General features: G+C 60.8%; 22 protein-coding genes. 10 read left to right on the top strand and 12 right to left on the bottom strand.

Annotation, left to right across the window (positions count from 1 at the left end; genetic code table 11):
- Positions 1-117: 117 nt before the first annotated feature.
- Both gatB and ACQY5P_RS00695 read right to left on the bottom strand, forming a co-directional pair.
- Complete coding sequence (gatB, locus tag ACQY5P_RS00700; RefSeq protein ID WP_428408915.1) at positions 118-1,623, bottom strand: Asp-tRNA(Asn)/Glu-tRNA(Gln) amidotransferase subunit GatB; 1,506 nt, start codon at positions 1,621-1,623, stop codon at positions 118-120.
- A 120-nt stretch (positions 1,624-1,743) separates the two neighbouring features.
- The gene (locus tag ACQY5P_RS00695) at positions 1,744-2,496 is read right to left on the bottom strand and encodes an alpha/beta fold hydrolase (protein WP_428408914.1); all 753 of its coding nucleotides are present in this window, start codon (positions 2,494-2,496) and stop codon (positions 1,744-1,746) included.
- A gap of 131 nt (positions 2,497-2,627) precedes the next feature.
- Here ACQY5P_RS00695 and ACQY5P_RS00690 point away from each other — a divergent pair, with 131 nt between their 5' ends.
- Positions 2,628-3,548 (top strand): fatty acid desaturase family protein, encoded by a 921-nt coding sequence (locus ACQY5P_RS00690; RefSeq protein ID WP_428408913.1) that lies wholly within the window; start codon positions 2,628-2,630, stop codon positions 3,546-3,548.
- On the opposite strand, the gene gatA is transcribed toward ACQY5P_RS00690, so the two are convergent.
- The 3 genes from gatA to ACQY5P_RS00675 are packed head-to-tail and all read right to left on the bottom strand — an operon-like array spanning position 3,545 to position 6,700.
- Positions 3,545-5,026 (bottom strand): Asp-tRNA(Asn)/Glu-tRNA(Gln) amidotransferase subunit GatA, encoded by a 1,482-nt coding sequence (gatA, locus tag ACQY5P_RS00685; RefSeq protein WP_428408912.1) that lies wholly within the window; start codon positions 5,024-5,026, stop codon positions 3,545-3,547. The genes ACQY5P_RS00690 and gatA overlap by 4 nt on opposite strands.
- Positions 5,026-5,325 carry an Asp-tRNA(Asn)/Glu-tRNA(Gln) amidotransferase subunit GatC gene (gene gatC / locus ACQY5P_RS00680; protein WP_428408911.1) on the bottom strand — a complete coding sequence of 100 codons (300 nt, stop codon included), beginning with the start codon at positions 5,323-5,325 and terminating at the stop codon, positions 5,026-5,028. The genes gatA and gatC overlap by 1 nt, the downstream gene beginning before the upstream one ends.
- A gap of 34 nt (positions 5,326-5,359) precedes the next feature.
- A complete protein-coding gene (locus ACQY5P_RS00675) occupies positions 5,360-6,700 on the bottom strand; it encodes a hypothetical protein (protein ID WP_428408910.1) in 1,341 nt (446 codons plus the stop codon).
- 38 nt (positions 6,701-6,738) lie between these two features.
- On the opposite strand from ACQY5P_RS00675, the gene ruvX reads away from it, so the two are divergent.
- A complete protein-coding gene (gene ruvX / locus ACQY5P_RS00670; RefSeq protein ID WP_428408909.1) occupies positions 6,739-7,236 on the top strand; it encodes a Holliday junction resolvase RuvX in 498 nt (165 codons plus the stop codon).
- Here ruvX and ACQY5P_RS00665 read toward each other — a convergent pair.
- Positions 7,196-7,504, bottom strand: a complete 309-nt coding sequence (locus tag ACQY5P_RS00665) for a hypothetical protein (RefSeq protein WP_428408908.1) — start codon at positions 7,502-7,504, stop codon at positions 7,196-7,198. The two genes, ruvX and ACQY5P_RS00665, sit on opposite strands and share 41 nt — an antisense overlap.
- A gap of 142 nt (positions 7,505-7,646) precedes the next feature.
- On the opposite strand from ACQY5P_RS00665, the gene ACQY5P_RS00660 reads away from it, so the two are divergent.
- The 4 genes from ACQY5P_RS00660 (at position 7,647) to topA (ending at position 13,337) form a co-directional block, all read left to right on the top strand.
- Entirely contained in the window at positions 7,647-8,606 is a 960-nt protein-coding gene (locus tag ACQY5P_RS00660; protein ID WP_428408907.1) for an aspartate carbamoyltransferase catalytic subunit, read from the top strand.
- Positions 8,607-8,679: 73 nt separating this feature from the next.
- Complete coding sequence (gene plsY / locus ACQY5P_RS00655) at positions 8,680-9,279, top strand: glycerol-3-phosphate 1-O-acyltransferase PlsY (protein WP_428408906.1); 600 nt, start codon at positions 8,680-8,682, stop codon at positions 9,277-9,279.
- Positions 9,257-10,384 carry a DNA-processing protein DprA gene (gene dprA / locus ACQY5P_RS00650; RefSeq protein ID WP_428408905.1) on the top strand — a complete coding sequence of 376 codons (1,128 nt, stop codon included), beginning with the start codon at positions 9,257-9,259 and terminating at the stop codon, positions 10,382-10,384. Before plsY ends, dprA begins: the two co-directional genes overlap by 23 nt.
- Positions 10,385-10,667: 283 nt before the next feature.
- Positions 10,668-13,337: a type I DNA topoisomerase gene (topA, locus tag ACQY5P_RS00645; protein ID WP_428408904.1), complete on the top strand. Its 2,670-nt coding sequence runs from the start codon at positions 10,668-10,670 to the stop codon at positions 13,335-13,337.
- A gap of 9 nt (positions 13,338-13,346) precedes the next feature.
- On the opposite strand, the gene sigJ is transcribed toward topA, so the two are convergent.
- From sigJ to ACQY5P_RS00630, 3 genes are read right to left on the bottom strand one after another with little or no spacing between them, the layout of a single operon-like run.
- Positions 13,347-14,258: an RNA polymerase sigma factor SigJ gene (gene sigJ / locus ACQY5P_RS00640; RefSeq protein ID WP_428408903.1), complete on the bottom strand. Its 912-nt coding sequence runs from the start codon at positions 14,256-14,258 to the stop codon at positions 13,347-13,349.
- Positions 14,255-14,800: a hypothetical protein gene (locus ACQY5P_RS00635; protein ID WP_428408902.1), complete on the bottom strand. Its 546-nt coding sequence runs from the start codon at positions 14,798-14,800 to the stop codon at positions 14,255-14,257. The genes sigJ and ACQY5P_RS00635 overlap by 4 nt, the downstream gene beginning before the upstream one ends.
- Positions 14,793-15,173 (bottom strand): hypothetical protein, encoded by a 381-nt coding sequence (locus ACQY5P_RS00630; protein WP_428408900.1) that lies wholly within the window; start codon positions 15,171-15,173, stop codon positions 14,793-14,795. The genes ACQY5P_RS00635 and ACQY5P_RS00630 overlap by 8 nt, the downstream gene beginning before the upstream one ends.
- 257 nt (positions 15,174-15,430) lie before the next feature.
- Here ACQY5P_RS00630 and ACQY5P_RS00625 point away from each other — a divergent pair, with 257 nt between their 5' ends.
- The 3 genes from ACQY5P_RS00625 to rnr all read left to right on the top strand — a co-directional run bounded on the left by ACQY5P_RS00625 (position 15,431) and on the right by rnr (position 18,822).
- Positions 15,431-15,709: a PepSY domain-containing protein gene (locus tag ACQY5P_RS00625; protein ID WP_428408899.1), complete on the top strand. Its 279-nt coding sequence runs from the start codon at positions 15,431-15,433 to the stop codon at positions 15,707-15,709.
- Between the two features lie 131 nt (positions 15,710-15,840).
- A complete protein-coding gene (locus tag ACQY5P_RS00620) occupies positions 15,841-16,428 on the top strand; it encodes a M23 family metallopeptidase (protein WP_428408898.1) in 588 nt (195 codons plus the stop codon).
- A gap of 69 nt (positions 16,429-16,497) precedes the next feature.
- Positions 16,498-18,822 carry a ribonuclease R gene (gene rnr / locus ACQY5P_RS00615; RefSeq protein WP_428408897.1) on the top strand — a complete coding sequence of 775 codons (2,325 nt, stop codon included), beginning with the start codon at positions 16,498-16,500 and terminating at the stop codon, positions 18,820-18,822.
- 3 nt (positions 18,823-18,825) lie between these two features.
- On the opposite strand, the gene ACQY5P_RS00610 is transcribed toward rnr, so the two are convergent.
- Positions 18,826-20,958, bottom strand: coding sequence for a S9 family peptidase (locus ACQY5P_RS00610; protein ID WP_428408896.1), 2,133 nt, complete (start codon positions 20,956-20,958; stop codon positions 18,826-18,828).
- 226 nt (positions 20,959-21,184) lie between these two features.
- Here ACQY5P_RS00610 and msrA point away from each other — a divergent pair, with 226 nt between their 5' ends.
- Positions 21,185-21,784 (top strand): peptide-methionine (S)-S-oxide reductase MsrA, encoded by a 600-nt coding sequence (gene msrA, locus ACQY5P_RS00605; RefSeq protein WP_428408895.1) that lies wholly within the window; start codon positions 21,185-21,187, stop codon positions 21,782-21,784.
- Positions 21,785-21,841: 57 nt separating this feature from the next.
- Here the strand turns inward: msrA and ACQY5P_RS00600 are convergent, their stop codons facing one another.
- Both ACQY5P_RS00600 and ACQY5P_RS00595 read right to left on the bottom strand, forming a co-directional pair.
- A complete protein-coding gene (locus tag ACQY5P_RS00600; protein ID WP_428408894.1) occupies positions 21,842-24,103 on the bottom strand; it encodes a M3 family metallopeptidase in 2,262 nt (753 codons plus the stop codon).
- Between the two features lie 182 nt (positions 24,104-24,285).
- Entirely contained in the window at positions 24,286-25,338 is a 1,053-nt protein-coding gene (locus tag ACQY5P_RS00595; protein WP_428408893.1) for an agmatine deiminase family protein, read from the bottom strand.
- Position 25,339: the final 1 nt, after the last annotated feature.

Raw genomic sequence — 25,339 nt, 5'->3', positions numbered from 1 at the left:
AGATATTGGATCACGCCCCGCCCTCCCGCCTGACAATCTGGGCAGGGATCAAACGGGATTCAAGCAAAACTGTAAAGCCGAGGCGGAAAATCCGCCTGGACACCATGTGGTGGCGCGCTAGTCCAGTCCGAGCTTCTTTTTCAGGATCTCGTTCACCGCCTGCGGGTTCGCCTTGCCTTGCATCTCTTTCATCACCTGGCCGACGAACCAGCCCATGGTCTTGGGCTTTTCTTTCACCTGTTCGACCTGTTTCGGATTGGCCGCCATGATGTCGTCGATGACTTTTTCGATGGCGCCCGTATCCGTCACCTGTTTCAGGCCGCGCCTTTCGACAATGTCTTTCGGCGAACCAGTTTCCTCGCCCTCGAACATCAGTCCAAAGACGTCTTTCGCGATCTTGCCGGAGATGGTGCCGTCCTTGATGAGGCCGATCAGTTCCCCGAGTTGCGCCGAAGAAACCGGACTCTCTTCGATGTCCTTGCCCGCCTTGTTGAGCGCGCCGAAAAGATCGCCCGTCACCCAGTTCGACGCCAGCTTGCCGTCGCCGCATTTCGCGACTTCCTCGAAATAGGCGGCGCTCGCCTTGTCGGACGCCAGCACCGAGGCGTCATAAGAAGAAAGTCCGTATTCGCTCATGAAGCGATGCTTCTTGGCGTCGGGAAGCTCAGGCAGGCTCGCCTTGATCTCGTCGACCCATGCCTGCTCGAATTCAAGCGGCAGAAGGTCCGGGTCCGGAAAATAGCGGTAGTCATGCGCATCTTCCTTGGAGCGCATGGTGCGGGTCGTCCCGGTCTTCACATCGAAGAGGCGCGTTTCCTGATCGATCGTTCCGCCGCCTTCCAAGACTTCAATCTGGCGGCGCGCTTCATAGTCGATCACCTGCCGCACATAGCGGATGGAGTTGACGTTCTTCGTCTCCGTCCGCGTGCCGAGATATTTGAAATCGCCGGTCTCTTTGAACTTTTCATAGCTGCCGGCGCGGCAGACAGAGACGTTGACGTCGGCGCGCATGGAGCCTTCTTCCATGTTCCCGTCACAGGTGCCGAGATAGCGCACGATGGAGCGCAGCTTGGAGAAGTAGGCCGAGCCCTCCTCCGCCGTGCGCATGTCGGGCTTCGACACGATCTCCATCAGCGCGACGCCGGAGCGGTTCAAATCGACGTAAGACTCTTTCGGCGCGAGATCATGGATCGACTTGCCGGCGTCCTGTTCGAGGTGAAGGCGCTCGATCCCGACTTTAATTGTTTCTCCGCCTTCGAGCTCCACCTCGATCTCGCCCTCGCCCACGATGGGGTCTTTGTACTGGGAAATCTGATAGCCCTGCGGCAGGTCCGGATAGAAATAGTTCTTCCGGTCGAAACGCGACCAGGTGTTGATCTTCGCGTTAAGGCCGAGCCCGGTGCGGATCGCCTGTTCGACGCAATATTTGTTGATGACGGGGAGCATCCCCGGCATGGCGGCGTCGACGAGGGAGACGTTCTCATTCGGGCCCGCCCCATATTCCGCGGACGAGCCGGAAAAGAGCTTCGACTTCGATGAGACCTGCGCATGGACCTCAAGCCCGATCACGACCTCCCAGTCGCCGGTTGACCCCTGCAGCAGTTTTCTCGGCTCCGCGCCCATTGTCGTCCTCTTGTCTACTTAGCCCCGGCCGTTTTGCCCGCTGTTTGAAAGACTTGCAACCGCTCGATAGGCGCGCCCTTTCTCCTCCCCCGCCTGCGGGGGAAGTGGGTGGGAACAAAACTAGGCGCTTTCGGCCCGCTCGATCACCCGCTGGACTGCCCTATGCAGACGTCTTGGATATTGCAGCTCCAGATAGTGCGTGCCGCCGGGAATGATCTCCAGTCCAGTCCGCTCGCGGGGGAGGATCCGCATCAGCTTTTCTGCGTTCGACTTCGGCACGATAGCGTCGAAGTCGCCATGGATCACCTCGACCGGCGCCTCGATCTTTGAGGCCCTATCAAGAAGCGGGCCGATCTGCGCCCGGCGGGCCGTGATCTCCTTGCGGACTTTCAGCCATCGGTTCGGAACGTAAGGTTCGACGCCGCTGACGCTCCCGATCTTCTCAAGCTGAAGCGCATAATCATGGGGCTCGTCGATTAGCGCCGCCACGGTGACGACGCCCTTCACGGCGTCGGGATGATCGAGCGCGGCCTTCAGCGCCAGCTCGCCGCCATAGGAAACACCGAGGGTAATGACTTTCTTGTCGCCGAACTCGCCCCCCGAAAGGAAGGGTTTCGCCGCCGCCACCTGCTCATCGAAGTCCGTATAGACTTGTGCGTGCCCCCGCCCGAAGCCCGGGCGCGAGAGCACCACCATGTCGAGGCCCGCGGGCGCCGTCCGTAACAGCCGGGTGAAAAGAAGCTTGTTGCAGGGGCTGCCCGGAAAGACGATCACCCGCCAGTCGCCCTCGCCCGGCCGGTGAAAGGCGTCATTTTCAAGCGGCGCCGACAGGGGCGCGGTGTAGGCGACTTCGTGAAATCCCGATCCGAACACGGCCCTTTTTCCTCCACGCCTTCACTCTAGCACCCCCTCGTCGGCGCCGGAAACCGCCCTATCGCCTTGAGCCAGCTCAAACATTCGGGCAAACTCCCATGCAATATGGGGGAGTGCATTGGAGAAACCAGATGACCAGCGCGACCCATGCCGTTGATATGACCGCCCCCGCCGCAGAAGCTCCGCAGGCCGCGAGCCTCGCCGAGCTGAAAGCCTTCGCGCTGGAGCAGCGCAAGGGGGTGTGCTGGCGGACCCTCGTTTTTGGGACGCTGGCGCAGGTCATCATCTTTGGCACGACCTATCTGGCGGTCGTCGGCGTTGTGCCGCTCTGGGCCGGTTTCCTCGTCAACTCCTTCTGGATGATTCAGGGCTACACCCCCGCCCATGAAGGCGTGCACAAGAACATCCATGGGAAAGACAACCGCTTCCACTGGCTCAATTATTTCTATGGCGTCGTGAATATCGGCTACGGCTTTCACTCCTACACGATGCATGAGCACAATCACCGCATCCATCACCAATACGCCAACGATCCCGAGCGCGATCCGGAACATTTCGTCGCCCGCGCCAAGACGTTCCCCGAAGGCGTGTTGCGTTGTTACCTTTATTATTTCACCGCGACGCTGCACGGTTTCCGCAACGCCAAATATCATCCGCGTCCGAAGCGTTACCTGACGCGCATCGCCATCGAGCTCGGATTCGTCTTCGGCGTTCTGGCGATCATCATCGCGCTTGGGTACGGTACCGAAGCCTTATGGCTGTGGGTCCTGCCGGCACTTAACGCCTGGGCGTTCAACGCCTACCGCTTCATCTGGCTGCCGCATTATGTGGTCGCCGACGAGCGCGACGACATGAAGGTCTCGCGCGTCATGGTGACGGATAAGTCACTAGGAGGACGCGCGCTCGCCTGGGTGTTCAATTTTCATAACTATCACGAGATCCATCATCTTTATCCTTATGTGCCGTGGCACGCGCTGGAAAAGATTTACGATCGCGGACGCGATGTGCTGGCGCGCGAAGGCATGCGCGCGGACAGGGTCAATTACCGCTAACCCCACCACTCTTTCGGGCGCTTGTTCGCGCCGGCCGCTTGCTCGAGCGCGAACATGCCCTTGAACATGGTCTCCTCGTCGAAGGGTTTCGCCAGAAGCTGGAGCCCCAGCGGCAGGCCCTGCTTGTCATAGCCCGCCGGCACTGAGGCGCCCGGCAGACCCGCAAGGTTCGCGGTCACGGTGAAGACGTCGTTCAGATACATCTGCACCGGATCGGCGGTTTTCTCACCCAAACCGAAGGCCGCAGATGGCGACGACGGCGTCAGGATGAGATCGACTTTCGAAAACGCGTCCGTGAATTCATCGAAGATTTTCTTCCGCACTTTCTGCGCGCGCAAATAATAAGCGTCATAGTAACCGGCGGAGAGAACGTAAGTGCCGATCAGGATGCGGCGCTTCACTTCATTGCCGAAACCCTCAGCGCGCGTGTTCTCATACATTGAGGTAATGTCGGTAAAATCCTTCGCGCGGTAGCCGTATTTGACGCCGTCATAGCGCGCGAGGTTCGACGAGGCTTCCGCCGGCGCGACGATATAATAGACAGGCAGCGCATATTTGGTGAGCGGCAGAGAGATGTCGACGATCTCGCAGCCGGCGTCTTTCATCCATGCAATGCCTTGGCTCCAGAGCTTTTCGATTTCCTCGGGCATGCCGTCGATGCGGTATTCTTTCGGCACGCCGATCTTCATGCCTTTGAGCGACTGGCCGAGCGCCGCTTCGTAATCGGGAACCGGACGGTCGATGCAGGTCGAATCTTTCGGGTCGTGACCCGCCATGGATTTCAGCATGATCGCCGCGTCGCGCACATCCTGCGTGATCGGGCCCGCTTGATCCAAAGAAGACGCAAAGGCGACAATGCCCCAGCGCGAGACGCGCCCGTAAGTCGGTTTGACCCCGACCGTGTTGGTGAGCGAGGCCGGCTGGCGGATGGAGCCGCCCGTATCCGTCGCCGTCGCCGCCGCGCAAAGCCGCGCAGCAACAGAGGCAGACGAACCGCCCGAAGAGCCGCCCGGCGTCAGATCGTGATTGCCGCCATCAGCGCGCCGCCAGGGATTGATGACATTGCCGTAAAAGCTCGTCTCGTTGGAGGAGCCCATGGCGAACTCATCCATATTGAGCTTGCCGAGCATCACCGCGCCGTCGCGCCAGAGATTTGTCGTCACCGTCGACTCATAGCGCGGATGAAAGCCGTCGAGGATGTGCGAAGCGGCGGTCGTCAACACGCCTTCAACGCAGAAGAGGTCTTTGATGCCCAGCGGCACGCCTTCAAGCGCGCCGCCCGCGCCTTTCACAAGTTGCGCGTCGGAGGCCTTCGCCATGTCGCGGGCCTTGTCCGCCGTCACGGTGATGAAGGCGTTCAGCGGTTTCGCTTTCTCGATGCGCGACAGATAGGCGTCGGTCGCCTCAAGCGAAGTGACTTCTTTTTTCTTCAGCGCATCGCGAAGCTGCGCGAGGGTAAGGTCTGCCGGGTTGGTCATTATTCCACCACCTTCGGCACGACGAAGAAGTGGTCTTCGGTCTTCGGCGCATTGGCGACGACGTTTTCCGGCTGCCCGCCGCCGGTCGGTCCGTCCTGCAGAACGTCCTCGCGCATGGGAAGCGACACGTCCACGGTCGACGCCATGGCCTCGACGCCCTCGACATCGACTTCATTCAATTGCTCGATCCAGCCCATGATGCCGGAGAGTTCCTTCGCCAGCGGCTCGAGGCGCTCTTCAGGCTCGGCGATGCGCGCGAGCTTCGCGACCTTGCGGACGGTTTCCTTATCGATCGACATGATTTCTCTCTACAAATCCGAAGCCCCGTGCCTATCAACGCCCCCGCCCGCGCGCAAGGCTTCCCGCCGATGCGAAGAGCCCGTCAATGGCGCGGGACGGCTCGGCGAGCGGGGTCCGGGCGAAATCCTCGACCGCGTCGGCGAAGTCCCGGTCGCCGGTGCGTTCGGCGACGAGGTCGTAGAACATGTCCTCGGAATAGCCGTCGTCGCCCGCCCGCTCGATGAAGTCGCGCCAGAAGTCGGCCGTCGTCTCGCCGTCGGCCCGGGCGACGGCAAGGGCGATCACATGGCCGCAGGCATAGAGCGCCCGGAAGTCGCCCCGCGCCTTCGCTCCATTGAGCGACCCGGCATTGAGCTCGGCCGCGCATTCGGTGCGGGCCGCCCGCTCGCTGGCGGCATAGGCTTCGGAATCCCATTCCCCCAGCGCCACCATGACTTCGGCGGCGATGGCGTCGGCGGCGCCCTCATGGATCCATTCCGGCGCGTCGTCTGCGCCCGGCCGCGCCGCCGCCTGCCACAAATGGACGGCCTCATGGATGGTGGCGTTGACGAAGATTCCGCGCGCCTTGTCCGACTTTTCTTTCCACGCCGCCCCTTCAAGGGTGATCTGGAACTGCGCCGGCAGGGCGTCGCCGGCATAGCTGAGGCGGCTTTCGTCAGACCCCAGCGGCGCCGACAAAAAGAGATTGGGTTTGGTTTCAGGGGTGAACCCGAACAGCGCCGCCAGCTTTTCAAAACTTGCCGGGACGAGCGCGTTAAATTCGTCGACGATCCAGCGCGGCGCATCCGGATCGATCAGCGCCATGACGTGATCGGTTTCGACCGGATCGAGCGCTCCCAGATAGACGAAGGCCGGATGCGCCATGGGGCTGCGCCAGGCAGTGAGTTCAGGTTCGTTGGCGCCGAACGCCACCACATGCCCGCCTGCCGCCGGGGTGAAGTCGAATGTCGCGTTCACTCGACCGCCTTTTCCCGTCACGGGCCAGAAATGGCCGGTGTAAATCAGCGCCCCGCCGGCGCCGTAGCGCGCCGTCGGCTGGTATTCTTTCTCTATGCGGAGGAGGTCCGGCTTCGCTGTGAGTTCCACATGAGTGAATTTCTTGCCGTCGGCGCGGACAATGCGGTCTTCATCCTCAAGGCGCTTGAGTTCGAAACCGGGCGTTGCGATCTCCCAGCGCCGTTCGCGGTAGCCGCCGGCGACGCTCTCGAAGATCATCTCGCCCCGCGGCTTCCTCCATTCATAGACGACAAGGAGGTCGGCCTCATTCTCCTGCCGAACGGAAATGCGCAGATCGGGCTCCGCCTTGCCGAAAGGCGCGGCAAACGCGGCGAGTGACAACGCCGCCAGCAAGGCAATAAGAAGACTCCAGCGCATGATCGACCAGTCTTGACCCGGACTGTTACTATGGCCGCATGAGCAGGGAATTTGAACAGGCAGCGCCGGCTTTCGGCGCGAAGGGTGCGCTTTTCGGCCTCGATATCGGCGAGAAGACCATCGGAGTCGCGGTTTGCGACCCTTCCCGCATGGTGGCGACCCCGGTCGGGACCATCCGCCGCAAGAAATTCACCGCCGACGCCGAGAAACTGGCCGCGCTCGCCGCCGAGCGCAACATCGCCGGGATCGTCATCGGCCTGCCTCTCAATATGGACGGGAGCGAGGGGCCGAGCGCCCAGCGCGCCCGCGCCTTCGCGCGCAACCTTCCCCGAATTCTCGATCTTCCCGTCGCCTTCTGGGACGAGCGGCTTTCCACCGCCGCGATGGAGCGCGACCTGATCGCGATCGATACGAGCCGGGCGAAGCGTGCTGAGAAGATCGACGAGATGGCGGCGACCTTCATCCTTCAGGGCGCAATTGATCGGCTCAGGAGCCTTACATCTGGGGCATCGGGTTCTTCACAAGCTCAGGAATGAGCTCCCGGCCGAAATAGTTCGAGAACCAGGCGACGGCGAGCGCCATGCCGAGGATCACAAGCCATTCCATGAGAACGCCGAAAAATCCGCTGGGCTTTGGCGCGAGATCGCGGTTCGCCGGATCGACAAGCGACACTGCAGTGAGGAGCGCCAACACCAGCGCGCCGGGCAGCACCCACCAGAGCGGCCCCTTGATCACGCCCGAATAAACTTCGAGCAGCACCACGGCATACGCCGTCAAAGCCGATAATATCCTGACGCCGAACATCGCTCCCCTCCTTGAGGCCGCCCCGCCCAAGTAATTCATACCCGACCGGCGGCGGCGAATCCACTCTTGGCCCCTGCTGCCCATGGGAGGCCAAAACCGGTTGTTGCGGATCGGGGCGCGAAGGGCTAATGCTCCCGTTTTAATGACAACATCCGAACGCCCCCAGCCGCCCAAAGGCGGGTTCTCCGCACGCCGTCTGATCTCGATCGACGATCTGACGGATGCGGACATCCGCTATCTGTTGAAACTCGGGGAGTATTATGCGGGCTATCTGCGCCGGGCCGCGCCCGCGCCGCGGCGGCTTGCCGGCAAGACGCAGATCAATCTCTTTTTCGAAGACTCAACTCGCACCAATCTTTCTTTCGAGCTTGCGGGCAAGAAACTGGGCGCCGATGTGATCAACGTGCCAGTCGCCGCCTCCTCCGTCCACAAGGGCGAAACAGCGATCGACACGGCGCAGACCATGGCCGCCATGGGCGCGCATGTGATGATCGTACGCGCCAAGGAGGAAGATCTCCATTATGCGCTCGACAAGGCGCTTCCCTGCCCCGTCGTCAATGGCGGCGCCGGCAAGCGCGAACACCCGACGCAGGCGTTGCTCGACGCTGTCGCCATCCGCTCGGAGTTCGGCACGCTCGAAGGGCTCACCATCGCTATCTGCGGCGATATCCGGCATTCCCGCGTCGCGGGATCGGACGCGCGGCTGTTCCAGCGGCTCAACGCGCAGGTGCGCTTCGTCGGGCCGAAGCACCTGATGCCGCCGGACGATCAGTTCACGGATATTCCCCGTTTCGATAATCTCAAAGACGGCCTCGACGGAGCCGATGTCGCCATGGCGCTCCGCATGCAGTTCGAGCGCATGGAGGGCGACGGCAGGGCGCTCGCCCAGGGCTTCTACGAAGACTTCGGCCTGACCCATGAAACCCTGAAACTCGCCAAGCCCGGCGCGCGCGTTATGCACCCGGGCCCGATGAATCGCGGCGTCGAGATTTGCGGCAAGCTCGCCGACGATGAAGAATTGTCGCTTATCCTGCGTCAGGTGTTTTATGGCGTCGCCATGCGCATGGCGTGTCTCGATGCGCTGCTGACCAAAGGCGAGTAGACGATCTCTCCCTCTTGAGGCGAGACGTTGATTACGGCAAGCTCCGCAAAACAAATGAGGTCTCGTTCTTCGCATGACCATCCTCCTCCCGCTCGTCCTCGGCTATCTCCTCGGCTCAATTCCCTTCGGACTTGTCATTACAAAGGCGGCCGGGCTCGGCGACATTCGCTCTGTCGGCTCCGGCAATATCGGCGCGACTAATGTCCTGCGCACGGGGCGCAAGGATCTGGCGCTGACGACGCTGCTGCTCGACGGCGGCAAGGGTGCGATTGCGGTGGGGGGCGCCTACTTAATGGGCTGGCGGCCGGAGGTCGCAGGCGCGGCCGCATTTCTCGGCCATTGTTTTCCCGTGTGGCTCGGCTTCAAGGGCGGCAAGGGCGTTGCGACGTTTCTCGGCACGCTCTTTGCGCTGCACTGGCCGGCGGGACTGTTCGCCGGCGTCACATGGCTCGCGGTCGCATATGTTTTAAAATATTCGTCTCTTTCTGCGCTAGTGGCTGCTGCGGCGACCCCGCTTGTGCTGTTTACGATGGGCAAGCCTTTCTTTGCGCTCGCTGCACTGTTCATGACCGTCCTGATTTTCATCAGGCACAAATCCAACATTGCGCGGCTTCTCTCTGGACAGGAGCCCAAGATCGGCGCGAAAAAAGATGCGGGCGCCGCCAGTGCTTGACGAGCGCGAACGCCTTGACTGGCTCCAGCTCATCCGCACCCAGAGTATCGGGCCTATCACCTTCCATCGCCTGATTACAAAATACAAAACCGCTGCAAAAGCGCTCGCCGCCCTCCCCGATCTCTCGCGCAAGGCCGGACGCGCCGCCCCATTGAAGGCCGCGGATCGCAACCAATGCGAGCGCGAATTGAAAGAGGCGGAAAAGCACGGCGCCCGGCTCATCGCCGCCTGCGAAGACGACTACCCGCAAGCGCTCAAATCCGTCCCCGATCACCCGCCGCTGATTTACATTCGCGGCCATGCGAGCCTTTTCGAGAAACCCGCCGTCGCCATCATCGGCGCTCGCAACGCCTCCGGCGTCGGCCGCAAGATCGCGCGCTCTCTCGCCGCCGACCTCGGCGCGGCCGGCTATGTCGTCACGTCGGGACTTGCGCGCGGAATCGACGGCGCCGCCCATGACGCCGCCCTCAAAACCGGGACCATCGCCGTCGTCGCCGGCGGGGTTGACGTCATCTACCCGCCGGAACATGACGAGCTGACCGGACACATCGCCCGCGAAGGCGCGGTCATCTCCGAATGCCCTATGGGCGCGCAGCCGACGGCTCGGGACTTCCCGAAGCGCAACCGCCTCATCTCCGGCCTGTCGCGCGGCGTTGTCGTCGTCGAGGCGGCGGCGAAATCCGGAACGCTGCTGACAGCCAATTTCGCCCTCGATCAGGGCCGCGAGGTCTTCGCTGTCCCCGGCTCGCCGCTTGACCCGCGCTGCCAGGGCGCGAACCGGCTGATCCGCGATGGCGCGACCCTCGTCGAGAACGCGCAGGATGTGATCGACGTCCTGTCCCAGCAGCGCGGCGTCGCTGCCTCCGGCCGCGACCTCTTCGACTGGGCGGAGGGTATGAGCGAGCGCGAGCCGGACCCGGCAGCCCTCGCCTCCTTGCGGCGTCAGATCCTCGAAATCCTGAGCTTCACGCCGCTCCACCGGGACGAAATCCTGCGCGAAGCCGACGCCCCGCCCGGCCTTGTCGCGGACATGCTCCTCGATCTCGTCCTCTCGGGAGAAGCGGAGGAGCACGATGGCGGACGGTTTTCGCTGAAATCCGATTAGGAGAAGCTGGAGATACCTTAAAGCCGCCCCACGCAGCCGGTGAAACGTCTTCTCTACTATTTCAAGTAATGTCCTGTTTTGAAAGAGTTTTACCACTCCACGACGAGGTCGCGCCCTAAGTATGAAACTCGTTAAAATTCAATCTAACATAGCAATTGGCGACAAATTCTTTACCACCATAAGGACGGCGCGCGCACAACGCACAGTTGACAGAGCGCATGGGCCCGCCCCATAGGGCCCGCCACGTTAACCGCCGCAGCCCGTCTGGGGGACCCTGCCTCGCATGCAAGTCGTCATTGTTGAATCGCCCTCAAAAGCCAAAACCATCAATAAGTATCTGGGCGCCGGCTATAAGGTTCTCGCCTCCTACGGACATATCCGCGATCTCCCCTCCAAAGACGGCTCCGTAAAGCCGGACCAGGATTTCGAAATGGTCTGGGAGCTCGACGCCAAATCGAAAACCCGGGTTAACGACATCGCCTCAGCGCTCAAGGGCGCGGACCGGTTGGTGCTCGCCACCGACCCCGATCGCGAGGGCGAGGCGATTTCATGGCACCTGCTCGAAACGCTGAACGACAAGAAGGCGCTCAAGGGCGTCAAAATTGACCGGGTCGCTTTCAACGCGATCACCAAAAAGGCCGTCCAGGACGCCATGGCGCATCCGCGCGAGATCGACGCCGATCTCGTCGACGCTTATCTCGCCCGTCGCGCCCTAGATTATCTGGTGGGCTTCACGCTGTCGCCGGTCTTATGGCGCAAGCTTCCGGGCTCGCGGTCGGCTGGCCGCGTGCAGTCTGTTGCGCTCCGGATCATCTGCGACCGCGAACTAGAAATCGAAACCTTCGTCGCACAGGAATACTGGACGGTGAAGGCGCAAGCTGTCTCTGGCGACACGAACCCCTTCGAAGCCCGTCTCGTCCTTCATCAGGGCGAGAAGGTTCAGAAATTCACGCTCGGCGATGAAGCGGCGGCGATGGCCGCGAAACGCGCGGTTGAGTCAGCAAGCTTTACCGTTGAAGCGGTCGAGGCGAAACCCGGCAAGCGCAATCCGCCCGCGCCCTTCACCACCTCGACCCTGCAGCAGGAAGCGGCGCGTAAACTCGGCTTCAACGCCCAGCGCACTATGCGCACGGCGCAGAGCCTTTATGAAGGCGTCGAGATCGGCGGCGAGACGACGGGTCTCATTACTTATATGCGGACTGACGGCATCGACATGGCCCCGGAAGCGATTTCCGACGCGCGCAAGGCTGTGGGCGCGCAATTCGGCAAGGACTATGTTCCCGACGCGCCGCGCGTTTACAAATCGAAGGCCAAGAACGCACAGGAAGCGCACGAATGTATCCGCCCGACCTCGTTCACGCGCACGCCGGACAAAGTGCGGGGCCTTTCCGACGACGAATACCGGCTGTACGAGCTGATCTGGAAGCGCGCCATCGCGAGCCAGATGGAATCGGCGCGGCTTGAGAACACCACTATCGATCTTTTGTCGGGCGATAAAAAAACCGGCCTTCGCGCCACCGGCTCCGTGATCCTGTTCGACGGCTTCCTCGCGCTTTACGAAGAAGGCCAGGACGATCCGGAATCCGAGGACGGCGGCGGCGTTCTGCCGAAGCTTTCGGCGGGCGCGAAAGCGAATGTATCCAATGTCGCCGCCGACCAGCATTTCACCCAGCCGCCCCCGCGCTACTCCGAAGCGAGCCTTGTCAAACGTCTAGAGGAACTCGGCATCGGCCGCCCGTCGACCTATGCGTCGATCCTGACGGTGCTGCGCGACCGCGGCTATGTGACCATGGACAAGAACCGGTTCATCCCGGATTCCAAAGGCCGCATCGTCACGGCGTTTCTTGAGAACTATTTCAAGAAATATGTGGAATACGATTTCACCGCGGACCTCGAGGAAACCCTCGACGAAATTTCCGCCGGCGAAGCGGACTGGAAAGTGTTCCTCAGAAATTTCTGGTCGGAGTTTCATGCAGCCGTCGAAGACATCGGCGAGCTTCGCATTTCAGAAGTGCTCGACGCGCTCAATGAATCCCTCGGGCCGCTGATCTTCCCGAAAAAGGAAGACGGCTCCGATCCGCGCGCCTGTCCCTCCTGCGCGGACGGGCGATTGTCGCTGAAAACCGGCAAGTTCGGCGCCTTTATCGGCTGCTCGAACTATCCCGAGTGCAATTACACGCGCCAGCTGGCGGCCATGACCGACGGCGCCGACGCCGCCGACACCAGCGACCGCGAGCTTGGCGTCGATCCTGAAAGCGGTCTCGACGTAACGCTGAAATTCGGCCGCTTCGGTCCCTATGTTCAACTCGGCGAACAAGAAAAAGGCTCGAAAGAAAAACCGAAACGCGCCGGCATTCCGAAAACCTGGAATGTGGACGACATCGATCTCGAAAAAGCGCTGATGCTCCTATCCCTGCCGCGCGAAGTCGGCCCGCATCCCGACGACGGAGAGATCATCGAAGCCGGTCTCGGCCGCTACGGCCCGTTCGTGAAACATGGCAAGCTCTATGCGAATCTGCCGACGATCGATGAGGTTTTCGAGATCGGTCTTAACCGCGCTGTCACTTTAATCGAAGAGAAACGCGCAAATCCTCGCGCCGGCCGCGGCCAAGCTGCGAAACCCCTGAAAGAACTCGGCAAGCATCCGGAAACGGGCGAGCCCGTCAATGTCATGAACGGGCGATACGGTCCTTATGTGAAGCATGAAAAGACCAACGCCACTCTGCCTAACGGAACCGATCCCGACTCGGTGACGCTGGAACAGGCGCTCGAGCTGATCGCCGCGCGCGAGAAGAAGCCGGCGAAGAAAAAGGCGACAAAGAAGAAAGCGGCAAAAAAGGCGCCTGCCAAAAAAGCGGCGAAGAAAACCACAAAGAAGGCGGCCGCAAAGAAAGCCCCTGCGAAAAAGACCCCCGCCAAAAAGAAAACAACGAAGAAGAAAGCCGCGAAATAAACTACGCGATCAGTCCGAAAGCTTCGCGCCGGCAGACGCCTCTCTGGCGCGCATGACTGAATGTAGTTTTTCCGGATTTCGCACCACATAAACGGCGGCGATTTTCCCGTCGCGCACATCAATGCTCATGGTCTGGTCCAGCGCGCCATCAAGATAGAAAAGCATGGCAGGCTGTGCATTGATGCGCGCGAAATCCGAACGCATCACCATGCCTTTCGCGACCGCCTTTTTCACGACGCCGACGAAGAATTTCGCGATCCGTTCGGCCCCGAAGATCGGATTGCGCGCCGAGGTCTTCACGCCGCCGCCATCCGCATAGGCGATAGCGTCATCAGCGAGCAGTTGCTGCAACGGCTCCAATTCGCCGCGGGCGATGGCCGCAACGAATTTTGTCAGCAACATCTCATGCTCATCATCCGCCGCCGCAGGGCTGCGCCGTTCGGCCCGCACGGCCTTGCGCGCCCGGGAAGCGAGCTGGCGGCAGGCCGCCTCGCTCTTGCCGAGCGCCGCGGCGACGGCCTCGAAAGGTTCGCCGAAGACGTCGTGCAGCAGGAAAGCCGCGCGCTCAGGCGGCGACAGCCTTTGCAAGGTCAAGAGAAGTGCAAAGGAAAGATCGTCCGCAAACTCCAGCGCCGTCTCCGGCATCAGCGCGGCGGTTTCCATAACGGGCTCCGGCAGCCATGGCCCCACATAAAGTTCGCGCCGTCTTTGTGCGGATTTCAGGCGATCGAGACAAAGGCGCGTGACGATGGCGACGAGAAAACCTTCGCTAGAACGGATTTCCGTTACTTCTGCGGCGGAGAAGCGGAGCCAAGCGTCCTGAACGATGTCTTCCGCGTCGCTCATGGAGCCGAGCATCCGATAGGCAAGCCCCATGAGTCGCGCACGATGCGCGATGTAGATGTCTTCCACCCCCATCATGCGGCGGTTTTGACGACAGCGACCGTCATGCCTTCCACCCTCACCTGCTGGCAGGTCTTGGCGTAGCCGAGACCGGCCTTGACCATAGGATAAAGCCGGCTCGCCTGCATCGCGAGGGTCAAATCGATGATTCCGGCCTCGCCCCATTGCTCGCGCACGGCCTCGCGAGCGGCGTCGTCTTCACCCTTGCGGGCGAGAATGGCGCGGCAGAATTCAAATGCAGTTTTCACCGAAGGCGACATGGCGCTCTTGTCGCCCTTCAGGACGGCGGCGAGGTCCGACGCCGCTATGCCAGCCTCTCTTCCCATCGTGACGCCTAGCTGAACACACGGCCCGCAGTCTTCTTCGAGCACGCCGCACAGGCGCGCCGTAAAAAGCGCCTCCTTTGGCGCGCTTTCTCCGTGCCCCGCCATTGCGGCGACCTTGTTGAACTTGAAAAACGCCGCTGGAGACACGTCCAGCATGTGACGCATATAGGAAACGTCATAGTCATAGCGCCGGCTGAACCGGTCCATCATTGTTCTCGCCAGAAATTTAAGCATGGCTTTCTCCTTTGCCCGGCAATGCGGCCCATAGAGAGAGAAAGGCCGGCGCCACAATGCCGAGCCATTCGATGACGGGATAATGCGCATGTCCGCCCAGCAATCCGGCCACATGAACAATCCCGTGTCCCGCCAGAAAGACGGCGCCAGCGATCGCCGCTGGCCAGTAAGCAGGACGCGATGCGCGCGCGGCGAGGCCGAACCCTGCGACGCAAAAAGCAATGCCCACATCCCAGATGAAATGCGGATTGAAAGGCCCCGTATCCGATGCGCCCGGCGCCGTTTCATACCAGCCGCGCGCATCGACGAGCATATAAAGCCCGTTGCCGATCGCCATGACCGCCAGAGCGGCCGCAACCCATCGTTTGACCATCTTCGTCTCCTTCTTGAGAACAAGACGACGCAGGTCATCCAAATGTGACAACGGCCGCCGAAACACATAAATGCGCACGACTTGCACTTGTTAACCCTTTGGCAATCATGGGAAATCAAGGAATTGTGCGCTGCACAACAATTTCATGCTGTGTTCGTGAAACTATCGTCGAACCGTCATGAAACGCGCCTATCTCGCGCCGCGAACCGGCAAGCCCCGCCGGCTCACCGCAACAAACCCGAGAAGGAGTTTGAGAGATGAAACGCGCCCTCGCCGCCGCCGCAAGCATCGCCCTTATGAGCGCCAGCCTTGCCTCGGCGAACACCGATATCGCTATTGACGACGTGCCGGAAAATGTTCTTGACACGGCGATCCGCACCGCCCCTGGCGTCACCTTCGACCGCGTCAGCATCGAAGAAGAAAACGGCGTCCTTGTTTATGAGTTTGAAGCGACGGACCATGCCGGCCGTCACATAGAAATCGACGTCGCGGAAGACGGCGAACTGCTGGTCTTCACACATGGATTATCGAGTTAATTCATGTGTTTCCGGCGGCGAAGGCAGTCGCCGCCGGAACTCTCGGCTATTTTTCGCCGCATTTTAACGCTCCCGTATCTTTCGCGCTTTTAACCTCGGAAGGGGGCGCCGCCGCGCCATCCGGGGTATGAATGAAGTTGCGAATGTACCGGTCCGTAGCAGTTGTTTTAATCCTGAGTTTCGCCGCGGCTTGCGCCTCGGGACCATCATCGCGCCCGGGCGCCCCGGATTTCTCTTATCTTGAGCTTTGTTCCGGCGTCGTTATCTCGAACGCGCCGGCGAGCGGACAGTCCCGCCGCATCGCCAATTACGATCCGCAGGCGAGCGTCCGCGGGAAAATTCTGTGGCGCGCGCCGGTGAACGCCTGCGTTTCTTCCGGCTTCGGTCCGCGAAAGGGCGGCGCGGGCTCGTTTCATCACGGCGTCGATCTTTATACGGGCCGTCCGTCCTCCGTTTACGCCGGCGGGGACGGCGTCGTCACTGCTGTCAAAACCCTACGCGGCTATGGCAAGACGGTATTCATCGATCATGGCCGCGGCGTCGAAACACGATATGCACATCTTTCCTCTTATGCCTCCGGCTTGAAGCGCGGCGCGCGGGTTCGCATGGGCGACCTCCTGGGCCGGACCGGCGACACCGGCAATGCAACCGCGATTCATCTCCATTACGAAGTTCTCGTCGACGGCAGGCCTCAGGACCCGCTAGCTGTCGGGGATTAGGGCCTTCGCGATTTGCGGCGAAGCATGATACTTGCGGTTTGACCACAAATCCGACCAGAAAGCAGACATTTGGCCAAGCCCGCAAAATCGAAATCCGGTCCTAAGAAAACCGGCCTTCCCTCCAAGCAAGAAATCATCGCCTATCTGAAAACCGCCGACGGCGAGGTTGCCCGGCGGGAGATTGCGCGCGCATTCGGCGTCAAGGGCGAAGCGCGAACCGAACTGCGGCGGCTCTTGAAAGAATTGGACGACGAAGGCGCTATCAATCTCAAAGGCGGCAAGCGCATTGAACGCGCCGACGCCCTGCCCCCGGTCGCGCCTATCGACGTCATGTCCGTTGACGACAATGGCGATCTCATCTGCCTGCCGGCGACCTGGCGCGGCGAGACCGAGCCGCCGATGATCCGCCTGTCGGCGCGGCGCGCGGCGAAGGTGAAACCGGCGCCCGGCGTTGGCGACCGCTTGCTAGCGCGGCTCTTTCCTGCAGGCGATGACGGTTACGACGCCGATGTCATCAAGGCCATCGGCAAGGGCGCCCATCGTTTCCTCGCAGTCTTTTACAAAAAGCGCAAAGGCGGCGTCGCCGAGCCGGTCGAGCGCCGCGCAAAGGACAACTTCACCATCGAAGAGGGCGATGAAGGCGGCGCCAAAGACGGCGATCTCGTCTGGCTCGAAACGAAGAACGCCCGCGGCTACGGTCCCAAGAAAGCCCGCGTCAGGTCCATCGCCGGTCATATAGACGACAAGCACGCCTACTCCCTGATCGCCCTCGCCAATCACGGCATCCCGACGGAGTTTCCGCCCGCCGTCATCACTGAGGCGGAACAGGCGAAACTGCCGCCGCTCGGCGACCGCACGGATCTGCGCGACACCCCGCTCATCACTATCGATCCGGCCGACGCGAAGGATCACGACGACGCAGTTTACGCAGTCGCGGACGACGACCCGGAAAACCCAGGCGGCTTCCGCGTCATCGTCGCCATCGCCGATGTGAGTTTTTTCGTGAAGCCGGAATCGGCGCTCGACAAGGAAGCCCTGAAGCGCGGCAACTCGACATACTTGCCTGACCGGGTCGTGCCGATGCTGCCGGAGCGGCTTTCCAACGACCTTTGTTCGCTGAAGCCCGAAGTGGACCGTCCCTGCCTCGCCGTGGAGATGGTCATTACGGCACAGGGCGTGAAAAAACGCCACCATTTCATGCGCGCCATGATGCGCTCGCACGCCAAGCTCGCATATGAAGAAGCGCAGGCGATCAGCGAAGGCGGGCCAGCTTCGGACCATCTCAAAAGCGTTGTCAAAACGCTCTACGCCGCGTTTCATGCGCGCATGAAAGAGCGCGAGAAACGCGCGCCGCTCGATCTCGATCTGCCGGAACGCAAGATCATCCTCGACAAAAACGGCGACGTCGAGAAAGTCATCAAGCGCGAACGTTTCGACGCCCATCGCGTCATCGAGGAATTCATGATCCTCGCCAATGTCGCTGCGGCCGAAGCGCTGGAGCGCGCGAAGACGCCGCTGATCTACCGCGTCCATGACGAGCCCGACCCGGAAAAGCTTGAGGCGACCCGCGATTATCTCGACACCCTCGATTATTCCCTTTCGAAAGGCGCGGTGCGGCCAGCCAATTTCAACCAGCTCCTCAAAATCGCCGAAAGCCGCGAGCAAAAAGAGATGATTTCCGAAGTCGTCCTGCGTTCGCAGAAGCAGGCGATCTACAACACGGAGAATGTGGGCCATTTCGGCCTCAATCTCGGACGTTATGCGCATTTCACGTCGCCCATCCGCCGCTATGCCGATCTCACCGTGCACCGTGCGCTCGTGAAAGCGTTCAAGCTCGGCGCCAATGGGCAGACGGAAAAGGAAGCGAAGGCGCTCCCGAAAATCGCCGAAGACATTTCCGATCTCGAACGCCGCTCCATCGCTGCGGAACGTGAATCCGCCGACCGCTATCTCGCTGGTTATCTCGAAGAAAGGATCGGCGCCGAGTTCGACGCGCGCATTCGTGGCGTCACCAAATTCGGTCTCTTTGTCATGCTCGATGAAAGCGGCGCAGATGGGTTCATCCCCATGCGCGCCATCGGCTTCGAGCGCTTCCGCTTTGAAGAACGCGAGCACGCCGTCATCGGCGAGAGCACCGGCGGCGTCTTCCGCCTCGGCCAGGCGGTGAAGGTGAAACTCGCCGAAGCCGCGCCGCTCACCGGCGGATTGCGTTTCGATATGCTGTCCGATCCCCTGCCCGGCGGATCAAAACGCAAGGGCAAAACAGGCAAGCCGTCGCAGCCAGGCCGCGGCAAAAAAGCCAAGTCAAAAAAACGCGAGCCCTCGAAAGGCCGGCGCGACAAGGCGGCGAAGAAGAAGCGTAGCAAGGCGAACGCCAAGCCGCGCAGAGGGTAATCCCTATTTCTTATGCTTCACCGGTTCGGCGTCTTCGAGCCCCCAGACCTTTAGAGCGAAGGCGTAAAGATGCGCGCGCTCATCGAGCCGTTCGAAGCGCGCCGCAGACCCGCCATGACCGGCGCCCATATTCATCCTCAAGACGAACGGCCCGCCGGCCGCTTCCTCGCGCAGGCGCGCGATCCACTTCGCCGGCTCCCAATAGGTGACGCGGTAGTCCGTCAGCCCGCCCGTCGCCATGATCGGCGGATAGTCCGTATGCGCAATATTGTCATAAGGCGAATAGGAAGCGATCAATTGATACTCTTCTGCGCTTTCAATGGGATTGCCCCATTCCGGCCACTCCGGAGGCGTCAACGGCAGGTCAGCGTCGGAAATCGTGTTGATGACATCGACAAACGGCACAGCCGCAATGACGCCGCCATAAAGATCGGGCCGCAGATTGACCGAGGCGCCCACAAGAAGCCCGCCGGCGCTGCCGCCATAGCTGACGATCCTGCCTGCTGATGTGTAGCCGCGGTCGACCAACGCCTGCGCCGCAGCATTGAAGTCGGTGAAGGTGTTCATCTTTTTCTTAAGCTTGCCGTCGAGATACCACTGCCTGCCCTTGTCGGCGCCGCCGCGCACATGGGCGATGGCGTAAACCGCGCCGCGATCCACAAGCGGCAGGATGTTGGTTGAAAACGAGGCCGCAGTTGAAAGCCCGTAAGAGCCGTAACCGTATAACAGCGCTGGCGCCGATCCGTCTTTCGGCGTCGTCTTCAGGCGCAGAATCGTGACCGGGACTTTCGCGCCGCCCTCGCCAACCGCCTCGAAGCGCTCCACAACATAAAGTGTCGCATCGTGGCCGCTCGGCACTTCCTGGGTCTTGAGCAAAGTTCGCGTGCGCGACGCCATGTCGTAATCGAAAGTCTGCTCCGGCGTCGACGGCGATTCATAGGTGAAGCGGATGACATTGGTGTCGTATTCATATCCGGTCTTCATGCTGAGCGCGTAAGCCGCCTCGTCGAACGCCACCGTGTGGCTGTCGCCTTCATAGGTCGAGATGACGATGCGCGGCAGGGCGTTCTCCCGCTCCAATCGCACGAGATAATTCTTAAGGGCGGTGAAAGTGATGATCTGACTGCCCAACCGGTGCGGCAGCCAGTCCTTCCAGTTTTTCTTTTCCGGAGCGGAAACCGGCGCAGTGACGATTTTGTAGTCGACGGCCCTGTCGCTATTGGTCTGAATAAAGAACTGATCGCCGTGATGGTCGACATCATAAAGGACTTCCGGCTCGCGCGGCGCGATCAACTGCGGCGCAACGTCCGGCGCATCCGCGCGCACGAAGCGCGTTTCGCTTGAGTCGTGGTTGCCGGAGGATATGAAAATATATTCGCCGCTCTGGCTCTTTTCGATATTAAGGAAGAACGCGTCGTCCGGCTCCTCATAAACGAGCCTATCGTTCGCCGGATCAGCCCCAAGTTTGTGCAGCTTCACCCATTTCGAGCGCTGATTGTCGTCGCGTTCGATATAGAAGAAGCTTTTGGAATCGCCGGACCAGACAACGCCCCCGCCATCGGCGCTTTCGATGGTTTCGCCATAGTCTTCGCCGGTCTCCATATTACGAACCCGGATGGTGTAATATTCGGACCCGAGCCGGTCCGTAACGATCGCCGCCAGCTTGTGATCGGGGCTGTGCGCGACGTCGCCGATGGAGAAAAACTTTGAGTCTCCGCGCTCGGCGTCACCATCATAGATCACCTGCTCGCCGCCGCCGGAAACAGGCGCGCGCAGGAAAATCGGGTATTCCCCGCCTTCGCGGAATTTCGTCCAGTATTTCCATTCGCCGTCTTTGGCAGGCACCGAGCTGTCGTCTTCCTTGATGCGCCCGCGCATTTCCTCGAACAGTCTCTTGCGCACAGGTTCGAGGTCTTTGGTGACGGCGGCGTAATAGTCGTTCTCCGCCTCAAGCATCTTGCGAATATCGGGATCGAGCTTCGACGGATCGCGCAGAACCTCCTGCCATTTGTCATCGCGCAGCCAGCCGTACTTATCGACGCGCGTCACGCCATGCTGCGTAATCTCTAGGGGGCGTTTTTCGATGACCGGCGCGGCGATGGCGCGCACGTCGGCGAAGGGGTCTCGCTTGGGCATGGCGTTGTCTTCTTCACTCGTTCAATTCAATGGAAACATTGAGCCAGACTTAGTACGCTTGCAGGGGGCGAGGCAATCGATATAAATCATTGTTTCAGAATGGATATTTTCGACGCAAATCAGCCCCGCCCACAGCCTTCCCCATAACAATCCGGTGAGACGGTCCCGCGCCTACTGGCGCCTTTACCGATAGCTCGCATATGAAAGCCGAAATGGAGGATACGCCATGAAAAAGTTGGTTTCCGCTTTAGCCGCCGCCGCGCTCATGGGCGCCGCCGCCTGTGCGGAGGAAAATTCTGACACTGAAGAAGCCGTCAACGCGACCGCTAACGCTGTCTTCGCCGGCGGCTGTTTCTGGTGCATGGAATCCGACTTTGAAAAGCTCGACGGCGTCGGCGATGTCGTCTCAGGCTATGCTGGCGGGCTGAAACAGAACCCCACTTACGAAGACCATGAAGGCCATCTGGAAGTCGTAAAAGTTCCCTACGATCCCTCAGTCATCAGCTATCGCGAGCTTGTGGATTATTTCTTCCGGCATGTGGACCCGCTCGATGACGGCGGACAGTTCTGCGACCGCGGCCATTCCTACACAACCGCCGTTTTCTACGCCAATGCAGATGAATATGACGCAGCCCTCGCTTCCAAGGAGGAAGCCGCCGCTCAGATAGGTGAAGAGGTCGTCACGCCGTTAGTCGAATTCACCCAATTCTGGACGGCGGAAGGCTATCACCAGGATTATTACAAGAAGAATCCCGTGCGCTATAAATTCTACCGCACCAGCTGCGGGCGCGACCGGCGCGTAAAACAGGTCTGGGGCGAGCGCTAGCCAAACAAAAACGCCGCTGCGATTGCAGCGGCGTTTCAGTCTTAAGCTCAATCGTTTTTATTCGATCGTCTGCTTGCTGGCGTCGCTGCCGGGGATCGGGAAGCCCCGATCGCGCATCAGCGCCTCGATATTCGCGTCGCGGCCCCGGAATTCGCGATAGGCGTCCGCCGGATCGACGGCGTTGCGTGGCGCAAAGAGATTGTCGACGAGTTTCTTCGCAACCTCCTTGTCATAGAAACCGCCCGGCGCTTCGGCGAAAGCTTCCGCTGCGTCGGAGGTCAGGACATCCGCCCACATATAGCCGTAGTAACCCGCCGAATAGCCTTCGCCGGAGAAGATATGCCCGAAATGCGGCGAGCGGTGACGCATCGGCAGTTCATCGGGCATGCCGAGTTCGGCCAGCGTTTCACGCTCGAATGCATCCGGATCGATGCCTCTGGGATCGACCATGTGAAACTTCATGTCGACAAGCGCCGAGGCGAGATACTCCGTCGTGTCAAAGCCTTGTTTAAAGGTCGACGCCGCTTTGATTTTTTCCACGAGTTCGTCAGGCATCGGCTCGCCGGTTTCGGCGTGGACGAGATAATTGTCGATCACCCGGTCGGTGGACAGCCAGCGCTCGAGGAGCTGCGACTGGAATTCGGTGTAGTCGCGCACGCCGCCGTTCAGGGTCGGATAGTCGACATTGGATGAAAGGTAGTGAAGCGCATGACCGAATTCGTGAAAGAAGGTTTCCGCGTCATCCCAAGAGACCAGCACCGGCTGGCCCGGCGCAGGCTTCACGAAATTGGAGTTGTTCGTCGCCAGCACCGACTTTTCAACGCCGTCGAGGGTTTCATGGCCTCGGAAGCCTGACGCCCAAGCGCCTGAGCGTTTGCCCTGACGCGCGAAGGGATCGAGATACCAGAGACCAATATGCTTGCCGGACGTCCTGTCGGTCACTTCCCAGACATGAACGTCTTCCTGCCAGACCGGCACGACGCCGTCTTCGATAGCGGTGAATTCGAAATTGAAGAGCTCGCCCGCGACCATGAACATGGCCTCGCGCAGCTTGTCGAGCTGGAGATATTGCTTCACCTCGTCGGAGTTGAGGTCGTATTTCGCCTTGCGGACTTTCTCCATGTAATAGCGGTAATCCCAAGGCGCGATCTCGAAGACTCCGCCTTCGGCGTCGACAATCGCCTGCATCTCGGCGACTTCCTCCTCGACGCGCGCGACCGCCGCCGGCCACACGGCCTCCATCAGGCCGAAGGCCGCCTCCGGCGTTTTCGCCATGCGGTTTTGAAGTCGCCAGGCGGCGTAATTGTCATAACCGAGCAGCTTCACCCGCTCGTCGCGCAGTTGAAGGATTTCGGCAATAAGCGCGTTGTTGTCGTATTCGTCGCCATGATCGCCGCGGCTGTAATACATTTCCCACACATCACGGCGCAGTTCGCGATTATCCGCAAAGGTGAGGAACGGATCCATGGACGAGCGCGTGTTGGTGACCGCATAGGCGCCGGGGCCCGGCTTTGCTTCCGCCGCCGACTTTGCTGCAGCGAGGAAATCCGCCGGCAAGCCGCCCGCTTCATCCTCGTCGAAATAAATGGCGTACTCTTCCTCGTCATGGAGGACATTGTTGGCGAATTTCGTGTGCAATTCTGCGAGGCGCTTGTTGATCTCCGCATAGCGCTCTTTCGCTTCGCCTTCGAGGGTGGCGCCATTCGACGCAAAGCCGTCATAGGTGAGCCAGACAAGGCGCTGTTGATCGGGGCGGAGCTTTTTGTACTCATCGCCCTCATAGACCGCCTTTACGCGTGCAAAGAGTTTTTCGTTCTGGCTGATCTTGGAGAAAAACTCCGAAAGCTTCGGCGCCATTTCACCCTGGATTTCACGGAATTCGGGCGACGACATGTTGGAGGACCATATCCCCCAATAGCTGAAGACGCGGCCGATCTCGTCACCGGTTTTTTCCAGCGCCACAATCGTGTTGGCGAAGGTTGGTTCTTCCAGATTGTTCGCGATGACGTCGACTTCGGCGAGGTTCTTTTCCATGCCGGCTTCGAGTGCGGGCTTGACCCCGGAAAGATCCCACTGGTCGAAATGCGGCACGCCGTTATAGGGACCGTCAAACGGCGACAGGAGAATGTTGGCCGCATCATTGTCCGTTGTCGCAGGTTCTATGCCTGCAAAAAGATCGCCAATATCCTCATTCACCGGTTCCGCCATTGTCGCCTTTTCCGTCTCCGCCGGCGCCGCGTCCGTCGATGCGCCCTCACGTCCGCAGCCATAAAGCGCCGTCATCAACGCTAGTGTTGATACAAGAGTTTTCATCCGCATGGGTGCGGCTCCTTTCTTATCCTTCATTCGGCAATACCCAATCCGCCTTCACATATGCGCGAAGGCGGCCCCTAAATTGGCGTCTATCCTGAGGGGCGGCGCCCCAGCTGGCAAGCCCGCGAACCGCCATCCGGCTCGGCTCGCCGCAAAATCCTCTCGCTTCGTCGGCGCCGACCAAACTCTCAAACCGCCGGCTGCTGCTGGGAAATGCAGTGGAAGGACCCGCCGCCGCTCAGTATATGGGATGAATCGACCGCGCAGAAATAAGGCCGGCCGATCAAGCGGCTGAGGATTTCCGCCGCCGCCTGTCCCGGTTCGGCGTCTCCCGTCAGCTTTTCATAGACCGGCATGATGACCGAGTGATTGGCGATATAGAAATTCATGTGGCTCGCGGCGACCGGCTCGCCGTCCTCTACCGCGCGACCCGGCGACGGTACGGTAACGACCTCAAGCTTTCGCCCGGCGGCGTCGGTCGCGGAGGCGAGCGTTTTTTCAATCGCCGCCAGAACCTCCGCATTCGGATCATCATCTCCTGTAGGTCGCATGCAGACTGCTTTGCCGGGCGAGACGAAACGAGCGAGATTATCCACATGGCCGTCGGTATGATCGCCAAGAAGCCCCTCATCGAGCCAGATCACCTTTTCGGCGCCGAGCGATGCTTTCAGGACGGCTTCGACGTCCTTCTCGCTCATGCCGGGATTGCGGTTCTTGTTGAGCAGGCACTGACGGGTGGTGATGAACGTTCCTTCGCCATCCGTCTCGAGCGCGCCGCCCTCGCCGATGAAATCGTCGAACCGGCGCAGACGCACATTCGCCTTCGCTGCGATCATCTCCGCGATCCGGTCGTCCTCGGGCAATTGGTATTTTCCGCCCCAGCCGTTGAAACGGAAGGCGCTGGCGGCGGGCGCCCCGCCGTCGTCCGTCACGAAAACCGGTCCGGTGTCGCGCAGCCAGATGTCGCCAATGGGAAGGTCGTGAAGCGTCACCAGCGACGGCTCCGGTAAACGGCCGCGCATGATCTCCGCCGCCGCGAGGGCGTCGGCGCCGCGCGCGGCGAGATGCACGCGCTCGCCGCGCAGCTCTCCGCCCGGAAACAGGATCGCGCGAATAAAGTCCTCAACCTCCGCGCGCGCAGGGCCCAGATCGTCCTCCCAAAGATCGGCGGCGCTGGGCCAGCCGATCCAGACGGCCTCATGGGGGGCCCATTCGGCGGGCTGGCGGCGCGGTGAAAGCATA

It is taken from the genome of Hyphococcus sp., from assembly GCF_965267305.1.
GTDB lineage: Bacteria > Pseudomonadota > Alphaproteobacteria > Caulobacterales > Parvularculaceae > Hyphococcus.
The sequence above is the reverse complement of the archived record's forward strand: the minus strand, read 5'-3'. Positions and strand labels throughout refer to the sequence as shown.

Bases quoted from the DNA above. Each gene is read 5' to 3' on its own strand.
- gatB (WP_428408915.1), bottom strand. From the start codon at position 1,623: ATGGGCGCGGAGCCGAGAAAACTGCTGCAGGGGTCAACCGGCGACTGG.
- ACQY5P_RS00690 (WP_428408913.1), top strand. From the start codon at position 2,628: ATGACCAGCGCGACCCATGCCGTTGATATGACCGCCCCCGCCGCAGAA.
- gatA (WP_428408912.1), bottom strand. From the start codon at position 5,026: ATGACCAACCCGGCAGACCTTACCCTCGCGCAGCTTCGCGATGCGCTG.
- gatC (WP_428408911.1), bottom strand. From the start codon at position 5,325: ATGTCGATCGATAAGGAAACCGTCCGCAAGGTCGCGAAGCTCGCGCGC.
- ACQY5P_RS00675 (WP_428408910.1), bottom strand. From the start codon at position 6,700: ATGCGCTGGAGTCTTCTTATTGCCTTGCTGGCGGCGTTGTCACTCGCC.
- ruvX (WP_428408909.1), top strand. From the start codon at position 6,739: ATGAGCAGGGAATTTGAACAGGCAGCGCCGGCTTTCGGCGCGAAGGGT.
- ACQY5P_RS00665 (WP_428408908.1), bottom strand. From the start codon at position 7,504: ATGTTCGGCGTCAGGATATTATCGGCTTTGACGGCGTATGCCGTGGTG.
- ACQY5P_RS00660 (WP_428408907.1), top strand. From the start codon at position 7,647: ATGACAACATCCGAACGCCCCCAGCCGCCCAAAGGCGGGTTCTCCGCA.
- plsY (WP_428408906.1), top strand. From the start codon at position 8,680: ATGACCATCCTCCTCCCGCTCGTCCTCGGCTATCTCCTCGGCTCAATT.
- dprA (WP_428408905.1), top strand. From the start codon at position 9,257: ATGCGGGCGCCGCCAGTGCTTGACGAGCGCGAACGCCTTGACTGGCTC.
- topA (WP_428408904.1), top strand. From the start codon at position 10,668: ATGCAAGTCGTCATTGTTGAATCGCCCTCAAAAGCCAAAACCATCAAT.
- sigJ (WP_428408903.1), bottom strand. From the start codon at position 14,258: ATGATGGGGGTGGAAGACATCTACATCGCGCATCGTGCGCGACTCATG.
- ACQY5P_RS00635 (WP_428408902.1), bottom strand. From the start codon at position 14,800: ATGCTTAAATTTCTGGCGAGAACAATGATGGACCGGTTCAGCCGGCGC.
- ACQY5P_RS00630 (WP_428408900.1), bottom strand. From the start codon at position 15,173: ATGGTCAAACGATGGGTTGCGGCCGCTCTGGCGGTCATGGCGATCGGC.
- ACQY5P_RS00625 (WP_428408899.1), top strand. From the start codon at position 15,431: ATGAAACGCGCCCTCGCCGCCGCCGCAAGCATCGCCCTTATGAGCGCC.
- ACQY5P_RS00620 (WP_428408898.1), top strand. From the start codon at position 15,841: ATGAAGTTGCGAATGTACCGGTCCGTAGCAGTTGTTTTAATCCTGAGT.
- ACQY5P_RS00610 (WP_428408896.1), bottom strand. From the start codon at position 20,958: ATGCCCAAGCGAGACCCCTTCGCCGACGTGCGCGCCATCGCCGCGCCG.
- msrA (WP_428408895.1), top strand. From the start codon at position 21,185: ATGAAAAAGTTGGTTTCCGCTTTAGCCGCCGCCGCGCTCATGGGCGCC.
- ACQY5P_RS00600 (WP_428408894.1), bottom strand. From the start codon at position 24,103: ATGCGGATGAAAACTCTTGTATCAACACTAGCGTTGATGACGGCGCTT.
- ACQY5P_RS00595 (WP_428408893.1), bottom strand. From the start codon at position 25,338: ATGCTTTCACCGCGCCGCCAGCCCGCCGAATGGGCCCCCCATGAGGCC.